The sequence below is a fragment of the Polaribacter sp. IC066 genome, assembly GCF_007997085.1.
In the GTDB taxonomy this organism is placed as follows: Bacteria; Bacteroidota; Bacteroidia; order Flavobacteriales; family Flavobacteriaceae; genus Polaribacter.
The window spans coordinates 98,876-106,278 of the sequence record NZ_VORR01000009.1 but is presented as its reverse complement, the minus strand read 5'-3'; the positions used below and the strand labels follow the sequence as shown (position 1 = coordinate 106,278).

The 7,403-nt window shown below is 31.4% G+C and carries 6 protein-coding genes and 1 tRNA gene; 3 read left to right on the top strand and 4 right to left on the bottom strand.

Going from position 1 to position 7,403, the window contains the following annotated elements:
- Positions 1 to 697 precede the first annotated feature (697 nt).
- Entirely contained in the window at positions 698 to 1,288 is a 591-nt protein-coding gene (locus ES044_RS04805) for a hypothetical protein (protein WP_147118066.1), read from the top strand.
- A gap of 153 nt (positions 1,289 to 1,441) precedes the next feature.
- Here the strand turns inward: ES044_RS04805 and ES044_RS04800 are convergent.
- Positions 1,442 to 1,512, bottom strand: a tRNA-Cys gene (locus ES044_RS04800).
- A 413-nt stretch (positions 1,513 to 1,925) separates the two neighbouring features.
- Here ES044_RS04800 and ES044_RS04795 point away from each other — a divergent pair.
- Positions 1,926 to 4,055 carry a T9SS type A sorting domain-containing protein gene (locus ES044_RS04795; protein WP_147118067.1) on the top strand — a complete coding sequence of 710 codons (2,130 nt, stop codon included), beginning with the start codon at positions 1,926 to 1,928 and terminating at the stop codon, positions 4,053 to 4,055.
- Positions 4,056 to 4,370: 315 nt separating this feature from the next.
- Here ES044_RS04795 and folB read toward each other — a convergent pair whose 3' ends face one another.
- The 3 genes from folB to ES044_RS04780 all read right to left on the bottom strand — a co-directional run bounded on the left by folB (position 4,371) and on the right by ES044_RS04780 (position 5,568).
- Positions 4,371 to 4,730 (bottom strand): dihydroneopterin aldolase, encoded by a 360-nt coding sequence (folB, locus tag ES044_RS04790; protein ID WP_147118068.1) that lies wholly within the window; start codon positions 4,728 to 4,730, stop codon positions 4,371 to 4,373.
- On the bottom strand, positions 4,731 to 5,165 hold the full coding sequence (locus tag ES044_RS04785) for a DUF2452 domain-containing protein (RefSeq protein WP_147118069.1): 435 nt from the start codon (positions 5,163 to 5,165) through the stop codon (positions 4,731 to 4,733). It abuts the gene before it with no gap.
- Between the two features lie 187 nt (positions 5,166 to 5,352).
- Positions 5,353 to 5,568, bottom strand: a complete 216-nt coding sequence (locus ES044_RS04780; protein WP_147118070.1) for a zinc ribbon domain-containing protein — start codon at positions 5,566 to 5,568, stop codon at positions 5,353 to 5,355.
- Between the two features lie 110 nt (positions 5,569 to 5,678).
- Here ES044_RS04780 and ES044_RS04775 point away from each other — a divergent pair, with 110 nt between their 5' ends.
- Positions 5,679 to 7,370, top strand: a complete 1,692-nt coding sequence (locus ES044_RS04775) for a glutamine--tRNA ligase/YqeY domain fusion protein (RefSeq protein ID WP_147118133.1) — start codon at positions 5,679 to 5,681, stop codon at positions 7,368 to 7,370.
- The last annotated feature ends 33 nt before the right edge of the window (positions 7,371 to 7,403 follow it).

Genomic DNA, 7,403 nt, shown 5'->3' with positions numbered 1-7,403 from the left:
ATTTTTAGATTTGTAGTGGTTCCATTTAAATGGATATACCATTCCAGACAAAATATCCTAAAATTGTATACCAAAAAAGAGTATCCTCTGCTAATTTAAGCATTAAAATTTCTTGATAAAGTAAATTGCTTAAGATAATTACGACTACTACAAAAACACAACTTACTTAAAATAAGATAGTTAAGTTTTTTGTTCTTTTGATTTCTTCCCAAAAATGAAATTTCAATGATTTAAACCTTAACTAGAAAATAAAGGTAAAAAATAAGTTAAAACGAACGTTGAAATAGCAATTAATTGAAAAGTTGCATCATTCTAAATACAACTAAAATGAACTCAACTATCCTAATATGTTACTTGCGGATTTAAGGTATAAGTGTAAGTGATTGGTTAGAAGAAACACATTATAAGGACGGCACAGACCTCGCAGACGTTTATATTGATGAGGTTGCAAATGTAGCACCCGAAGCAATTAGGCAACAAACGGACACCGAAATAATCGTTAATAGAATAGCAGAACACACGCCCGAAATTAGGCTACTAATTGAAACCTTTGATTTAACCGATGCAAATGGAAACGAAATAATATTAAGATGAAAAAACAGCATAAAAAAAGGACACTATAAGAATGAGCACCAAAGTTTGATTTATAGTAAAATTCCCTAATTATTTAGGTTTCACACAAAAATAAAAAAATACAATGCCAAAAAATTACACGTTTCCATACTTATTTGATGAAAGCAAAAGTTTATCAATAACAGATTTAAAAAAGATGAGTTACTTTAAAAAAAATAAAACTATTGGTGGCACTATCAATTGGAAAAGAGGTGGCGAAAATACTGGTAGTATTGGCGTTAAGGTTACTATGAGTGAAAATGATACTTATATTGATTTAAATTACACTTGTAATAAGCAAGATTATAATTACAGGGTTTTTGTAGTATCTGTAAAATCTAATTTAAACAAAGGCGAAATTTTATACTTTAAATGTAAGTTTACAGGAATGAGATGCAGAAAGCTTTATTTAATAAATGGTAGGTTTCAACATAGAACCGCAATCAAAAAAGCAATGTACTCAACTCAAACTAAAAGCAAGAAGTGGCGAGAAATAGAAAGGGTTTTTGGTAGTTACTTTGATAAAGATAAAATCTATGCAGAACTTTACAGCAAACATTTTAGAAAATCTTACAACGGTAAACCGACAAAAAAATATTTAAAGTTGATGCAGAAAATAAAAAAAGTTAATAGTGTAGACCCGAATGATATTGAAAGGTTACTACTTTCTAAATAAAAACACGAAATGAAGCTTAAAGAACAATTTTATTTTTGCAATAAATTTGTTAGAATATTAGCTTAAAATCTACCAACAATACAGAAACCGTACATTTTATAAAAAAATAAAACCTCAACCAACTGATTAACAGCGTGTTGAGGTTTTTTTAAGAGGTGTCTAGCGGATTCGAACCGCTGTACATGGTTTTGCAAACCATTGCCTAGCCACTCGGCCAAGACACCTTTTTATCTGAAAGAAGATTTCTAACTAAAGTAGAATCCTTTTTTAAAGTCGCAAATCTACAATTACTCAGTGAAAACTCATACTTTTTTTTAAAAAAAAATCAAAATAAATATGCAGGTACAATTAATTCGTCATTGATATATAGTAACCAATTTGAAAATTTTTTTATCTTTTAGATAAACTCAATTACATTTCTTAACAAATGACAGTTTGCAGAAATAATTTACGCTGTGTAAAATCTAAAATAAAAAGTTCTCTTTACCTATTATAACTGCTTGATGAAAAGGAAATCACCAACTACTTTAGAATAAGTTATTGAATAGTTACTAAAATTCTTAATTTGAGAGGAAGAGTTTACTAAAAAAAAATGATTTTTGGCTCGATAAAATTTGTTAACTTTGCCTAAAAAGGTATGACTATTTTAAGAGCGGTTTTGATTTTATTATTATTTGTAAATCACACTAATGCTGGGAACAGTAATAGTACTAAATCTATAGAAGTGGGCAACCCACGATTGTATTTGCAATTATCAGACGGCACAACAACAAGAGAAACTTCAATAATTTATTTTGGAGGTAGTACGGAGGGTTTAGACCCAGGTTATGATGCAGGCGCATACCAAGATGGTGAACCATCATTTGCCCTATATACTAGATTACCTTGTGATACTGAAGGAATAGATTTTGCTTTGAATGTTTTACCATTAGGTTATGATCAAAGTATTGTAGTACCTGTGTCTGTATTTGCAAACGCTGGTAAAACACTAACTTTTAGTACAAGAACTAATTCAGACCTCCCTGTAAACCAAAATTATTATATAGAAGACAGACAAAATAATACTTACAATAAAATCTCTGGAGGCAGCACTTATGCAACCACTACAGCTTCTAGAATAAATGGTATTGGACGTTTTTTCTTACACACGGCTAAAATAGTATGGTTGGGAAACACATCCGACTGGAATGTAGCCTCTAATTGGAGTACTAATACAATACCTAGTCTTACTGATAACTTATTAATTACGAATGCTGGTGTTAATCCTACAGCTACTGGATCTATCGAAATTAACAACGTAACCATAGCCTCTGGTGCTTCTTTAACTGTAAATTCTAATTTAACTATCAATGGCATTTTAACAATTAATTCAGACCCTTATGTTTCTGCATCACTTATAGTAAAAGGTAATGCTACTGGTACCATTACTTATAAAAGAGATGTGTCTTATGAAAAAACAAGAACAGCAGAAGCAAATGGATGGCATCTCTTTGGGGCTCCTGTAATTGGAGAAAGTATTCAAGATATAATTACAAATGGCAACTTAGCCAGTAATAACGACGGAACACTAAAAGGATTGGCTTCTTATAATAATCTAAATACACCAACTAGTTTGTCGTGGTTGTATAAAACAAGTTCTTCTGTAGGAGCTTTAAATTCTGGACAAGGATATTCTGTGAAAAGAAACAAACCTTGTTATATTGCTATTACTGGAACTTTAAAAACAGATGATTTAACGTCATACCCTATAACTGAAGGCAGTAGAAATTCTTGGAATTTAATGGCCAATCCTTACCCTTCTTTTATAAATGCTAACTTAACTACCAATTCTTTTTTAAGCTTAAATTCAGATCAATTAGACGCCTCAGCAAATGCAATTTATATATGGGATTCTAACACAGATGATGGTGAAGGTGCATATAAAGTTATTAATTACCTATCGCCAAACTATTATTTAAACCCTGGGCAGGGATTTTTTGTACTGTCTAAAAATGGAGGAGGATTAATTTCTATTACAGAATCTTTGCAAACTCACAAACCAGAAACAACATTTTCTAAAAGCAATAAAACGTATTCAGAAATTAAACTATTTGTTTCTAACGCAAAAAGCAAAGAAGAAACAACTGTTAAATATGCAAAGATCAATGTTTCTGAAGGATTAGATATAGGTTATGACGCTAAACAATTTAGCCTCTCTGAAAAAGATTTCTCGATTGCTACACATTTAGTAAAAAACAGTAAAGGAGTAAATTTTATGTTACAAGCTTTGCCTAAAGATAAAATAGAAACTACAATAGTACCTATTAGTTTACAGGCAAGTACAGGAGAAACCATAATTTTTGAAGCTTCAACAAAAGAATTTCCTGAAAAATTAAATGTTTTTTTAGAGGATAAATTAAAAAATATTTTTACAATTCTAAATAAAGAAAATGCTTCTTATGCAGTTTTATTAGAAGAAACACAAAACGGAATTGGACGCTTTTACATGCATATTAGCAGTAAAAATGTTTTAAATACCAAGGCTACAGTTGCGCAAAACAAAAGTATTTACGTTGTTAATCATAATACCTTAAGAGTTACAGGCATACATAATAAAAATGTTAAAATTCAAATATTTGATATGCTAGGTAAAAGTGTTTTAAATGAATCTTACAACACTAAAAAAACAATTTTAGATGTAAGTTTAAACCAAATTAACAAAGGGGTTTACTTGGTTGATGTAATTACTGAACAAGGTAAAATACAGAAAAAAATTATTGTAAATTAATAACAATATAACCGCGTTTTACTTGCATTAGCATATTTAGTTTAATCTATTTTTAGCTTTTGAAATTCTGATTACAGCTATTTATCTCCCGCAAAAAAAAAATCTCATGTTGCGTATATTAAAGATAAAATACATTTAATTTTATAGATAAGCCTAAAATTAATGATGAGATTCTACTAAATACATTTAAAAATAGTAGTGAGTTTATTAAACAAGGATGAAGGAAAGGGTATCATATAAGAAATTCAAAATATCTTAATAAAAGATAGTACTGGAATTTTTTAAACTAAAATTTTCAGTTATTGGTTGCAATTACTACGAACGTTTTTTTGTAAGGATAATCACAACTTCTTCTACATTACCGCCAATTGGTGGGTTTATTTTTGATACAGAAACCTTGGCTTTTGAAATCATTGGAAGTTCTTTGAAAAACCGATCTAAAATACGTTGTGCTACTTCTTCTAACAACTTAGAACGGATTGCCATTTCTTCTTTTACAATAAGATTGAGATGCACATAATCTACTGTGTCTGCCAATTCATCTGTTTTTGCAGATTTCTTTAAGCTCGCTTTTACTTGGACATCTAGACGGTATTCTGAACCAATTTTTGCTTCTTCATCTAAACAACCATGAAAAGCATATAATTTGATATTATTTACTTGAATAATTCCCATTTATTTTACTGGCATTGTTGACGCTGATTCTACCTTTTCCCACATTTTATCTGTATTCAATCTAAAAGAACCTAAATGATGAAAATTGCATTGATCTGGCGCAATAATCGATAAAAATGATTCCTCTTTTCTATTATTATACAAATGATATACTTCGCCAAAAATTGGTTCAAAACTGAACTTAGAATTATACACCAAATCATTATATTGAAATTTCTGCAACAAATCTTCATACTCTTGTCGAACCTCATCGAACTTCGATTTGAATTGCTTGTTTACACGAATAACTCCATCATTTCTCCAAGTTGCCGTATTTAGTGGTTTAATTACTGGCGAACTTGCAGAAGTTCCGTAAGGTTTTAAAGCAGCATCGTATTGTTGTGTTTCTTCATTAAAAACAACTAAATCTGGTTTTTTTTCTCCATCTTTCTTCATATTGCAAAATTACGATAAAAATTAAGTATTAAAAACAGCTTTTCTAAAAAAAAATGGCTTTCAAATCCGCCTGCGTTAAGGATTGCAACGGCAGCTTTTTTTAAGATATTTTCATCTTAAAAAAACTATAGTGGAAAGCCTGACCTGCAAGGGAACGCCCATATTACAACAAACGCTATCTTGAAAATTAACTGGTGAAAAAATCGAAAACATTACTTATTCCACTGGTTTTTGTTTTGTAGAATTCTGTGTATGTACAACGTTCGCAGGTAACGCTGGTGAATTTTTTATTTTGAATGTCAAAAATTTTCGACAAGGTTCCGCCAGTTGCCCGCATTTGTCCTAGTTTATAAGTTGTAGAATTACATTTTGGACAGCTATAATTTCTAATTTGATCACTCATAGTAAATAGTGTTTATATATTAGAAGTTCAATTTACAACTTTGTTACAAAACTCTCAATGCCAATGAAGTATTTTACGTAATTTTGTGCCTTAATTTTTTGTAGAAAATGATGTCTGAAGAGAATAAATCGCTCAATTTTTTAGAGCATATAATAGAAGAGGATTTAGCAAACGGAATGCCGAAAGAAAATTTACGCTTTCGTTTTCCGCCAGAACCAAATGGGTATTTACACATTGGTCACACCAAAGCAATCGGAATTAGTTTCGGTTTGGGTGAGACGTACAATGCGCCTGTAAATTTGCGTTTTGATGATACAAATCCTGCAAAAGAAGAGCAAGAATATGTAGATGCCATTAAGAAAGATATTTCTTGGTTGGGCTATTCTTGGGCGAATGAATGTTATTCTTCAGATTATTTTCAGCAGTTGTTCGACTGGGCAGTTTTGTTGATAAAAGACGGAAAAGCCTATGTAGATTCTCAATCTTCGGAAGAAATGCGAGCGCAAAAAGGGACGCCAACTCAAGTGGGAACTAATAGTCCGTTTAGAGAAAGATCTGTAGCAGAAAACTTGGAGTTATTTCAAGGAATGAAAGATGGAAAATTTAAGGAAGGTGAACATACGTTGCGTGCAAAGATCGATATGGAGAATCCGAATATGTTGTTGCGTGATCCTTTGATGTACAGAATTATGTTTAAGACGCATCACAGAACTGGCAACGATTGGTGCATTTACCCAATGTATGATTGGACGCACGGTGAGAGCGATTATATTGAGCAAATTTCGCATTCTTTGTGTTCTTTAGAATTTAAACCTCACAGAGAATTATACGATTGGTTCAGAGATAATGTGTATGGTTTTAGCAAATCTGAATATCCGAATCCGCCAAAACAACGGGAGTTTTCTCGTTTGAATTTGAGTTATACTATTATGAGTAAACGTAAATTGTTAACTTTGGTTGAAAACAACATCGTTGCTGGTTGGGACGACCCAAGAATGCCAACAATTTCTGGTTTACGAAGACGTGGTTATACGCCGGCATCTATTAAAAATTTTATAGAAACCGTCGGAGTTTCTAAACGTGAAAATGTAATTGATGTAGCCCTTTTAGAATTTAAAATTCGTGAAGATTTAAACAAATCTGCCAACAGAGTGATGGCTGTTTTAGATCCTGTAAAAGTTGTCATCACTAATTATCCTGAAGGAAAAGAAGAAATGCTGACGGCTAATTATAATGATTATGAAGATGGTTTTGGAAGCAGAGAAGTTCCGTTTTCTAGAGAAATTTATATCGAAAAAGAAGATTTTAGAGAAGTTGCAAATAAAAAGTTTTTTCGATTAAAATTAGGATCAGAAGTTCGTTTAAAAAGTGCTTATTTTATAAAAGCACAGAGTTGTACAAAAGATGCTGATGGCAATGTAATTGAAATTCAGTGCACGTATGATGCCTTAACAAAATCTGGAATGGACACAGAAGAAAGCAAGCGTAAAGTAAAAGGAACACTTCATTGGGTTTCTGTAAAACATGCCATAAAAGCAGAAGTAAGAGCTTATGACAGGTTGTTTTTAGACGAAGCGCCAGACAATCATAAAGACAAAGATTATATGGAGTTTATAAACCCTGATTCTTTAGAAATCATTGACGCTTTTGTAGAACCAAGTTTGCAATCTGCAAAAATTGGCGAGCGTTTTCAATTTCAAAGAATGGGTTATTTTAATGTTGATGATGATGCTACTGCTGCGCATTTAGTTTTTAATAAGATTGTTGGATTGCGAGATTCTTGGAAATCCCCTTTGTCTTAACGAATATTTCCCATCAGGGAAACGTTAGATATT